Raw genomic sequence first — 1,845 nt, 5'->3', positions numbered from 1 at the left:
TTCTTATGGTATTGGTTTGAATTTGTAGCCATTTCAGATGGTTTTCATAATCTTCCCGCTCTGCTTCGTTAAAGTTCATTACTTCAAGTACATTGAGCGCTTTTTTTAGTCCTGTATTTTCTTCCAGGCTTTCTGGTAGGTTGTCCTTATCCAGTAAACTATATTTGGTTAAAAAAGCTACCCAGATATCAAGGGAAGTTTTTATCTTCGCGATTACATCTGATAGCTCGTTGCTGACACTGTCCGCAAACTTCTTAAGCTCTATCGTATGTAGTTCAAGGTCTTTAAAATACTTTAGACCATTCTCTTTTTCAACAATATGAAACACATTATGGTACTTGTCGGATTCTGGGATGCTGGTGAAGTTAAGAATATGAATTCCTATAGCCTTTGAGAGATTAGCGTCATCTTCTGCTTCTTTTAATTGTTCGGTGTATAATTTAGCCCAGTAATAGAGTGCCCTCTTATTGTAATCAGCTTCATCACTGATTTGAATCTCAATATTGAAGCGCTTGCCCTCTATACCTTTCGCTTTAATGTCTAAAATCGATAATTTATCATTGCGGAAGTTTTTGGGGTTATAGGGATTGAGCAAGGTAATTTCTGATACTTGGTCTTCTTCAGAAATAATCGAATTAATCAATGAGATAAGCAGGTCTTTATTCTCTTCAACACCGAAAATTTTCTTAAATGCGATATCTACACGGGGCGTAATTCTTTGCATGATTTATAGCTGTTCTCTTAAGCCAGTAGTCCTAATTATTATGTACTAATCGACAATGGCCATGTTATTTTGAATAAGCTGAATTTTATCATAACGATACTTAGCATTACAGTAATAACTTACTTTCTCAGAACTCATCTGTGTTGCATCACATTAAAGGTAACCCAAATTAGTGCCAATAAGAGCTTACACTAATATGGATAATCCTTTGATAGCGATTAGATTCAAGAGTTTCAGTGATGTACCCCTTGGGCGTTTCTCACCTTGTTCCCACTGCTTAATAGTCGATGAGGAGGTATTCAGGTATTTGGCAAATACAGCTTGGCTTACATGCTCTTTTAAGCGAAGAGTTTTTATCTCTTGAGCGGTAAGCTCTTTTATTGGCGGCAAGCATAAGGTATCAAATTCATGCATTGTTGTGACATCAATAATACCAGCATCATACAGCCCTTTTGCTGACTCATGGACAACTTCTAAAATTGATTTATCCATTGTTCACCTCTATCTTAATTAATTCACCTCGTAAAATAGTACGAGAGAGTTCTTCTTCAGTTAAATTTAAGTAAATCGTAGCCAATCTCTTTAATGCTTTCAGTTCCTTCTCATCAATGTTTTCTTTCTTACTCTTGGCAAAGCCATAAATAAAAAATGCTTTGTCATTTATTTTAAAAGCTAATATCGTCCGTACTCCGCCACTTTTTCCTTTATTTCCTACAGAGATACGTTTCTTATAAACATTACTGCCTAAATTGGCTTCATAACTCCCTTGATTCATTTCCTTAATGGCCTCGTTGAGGGTTTCATCGGAAATACCCTGTTTCTCTACCCACTTATGAAATGCACTATTTTTAAAACCATTCATTTTTTGCTCTTTTAATTAATTATAACACTTAGTGATATAGATTCAAGGGGAAGAGCCATGATTGATAGCCTGAAGGAAAGTCCTTTTGAGTCATTAAAAACTCTGGGTAAAACATTATATCAATGGCGGGACGAAGTGGTTAGAATGTGGCGGTTTACAAAAAACAACGGCATAACAGAAGGGTTCCATCGTAAGATGAAACTCATTCAACGTCGTGCTTATGGATTTAGAAATTTTGAAAATTACAGGTTAAGAGTTA

Annotated in this window: 3 protein-coding genes and 1 pseudogene; 1 reads left to right on the top strand and 3 read right to left on the bottom strand. The window is 35.6% G+C overall.

Translation table 11 applies throughout. The annotated features are described in order from the left end of the window. From WA877_RS10925 to WA877_RS10915, 3 genes are all read right to left on the bottom strand, one after another. On the bottom strand, positions 1-724 hold a 724-nt coding region (locus tag WA877_RS10925), incomplete at its 3' end, for an Rpn family recombination-promoting nuclease/putative transposase (RefSeq protein ID WP_425170949.1). Positions 725-910: 186 nt separating this feature from the next. Next, positions 911-1,216, bottom strand: a complete 306-nt coding sequence (locus WA877_RS10920; RefSeq protein ID WP_425170948.1) for a helix-turn-helix domain-containing protein — start codon at positions 1,214-1,216, stop codon at positions 911-913. Continuing rightward, entirely contained in the window at positions 1,209-1,586 is a 378-nt protein-coding gene (locus tag WA877_RS10915; protein ID WP_425170947.1) for a type II toxin-antitoxin system RelE/ParE family toxin, read from the bottom strand. Before WA877_RS10915 ends, WA877_RS10920 begins: the two co-directional genes overlap by 8 nt. Positions 1,587-1,643: 57 nt before the next feature. Here WA877_RS10915 and WA877_RS10910 point away from each other — a divergent pair. Then, positions 1,644-1,845: pseudogene (locus WA877_RS10910) on the top strand (transposase); the annotation flags it as partial.

Source organism: Legionella sp., from assembly GCF_049790535.1.
Lineage (GTDB): Bacteria > Pseudomonadota > Gammaproteobacteria > Legionellales > Legionellaceae > Legionella.
Note: the sequence above shows the minus strand (reverse complement) of the source record. Positions and strands in the feature narration are given on the sequence as shown.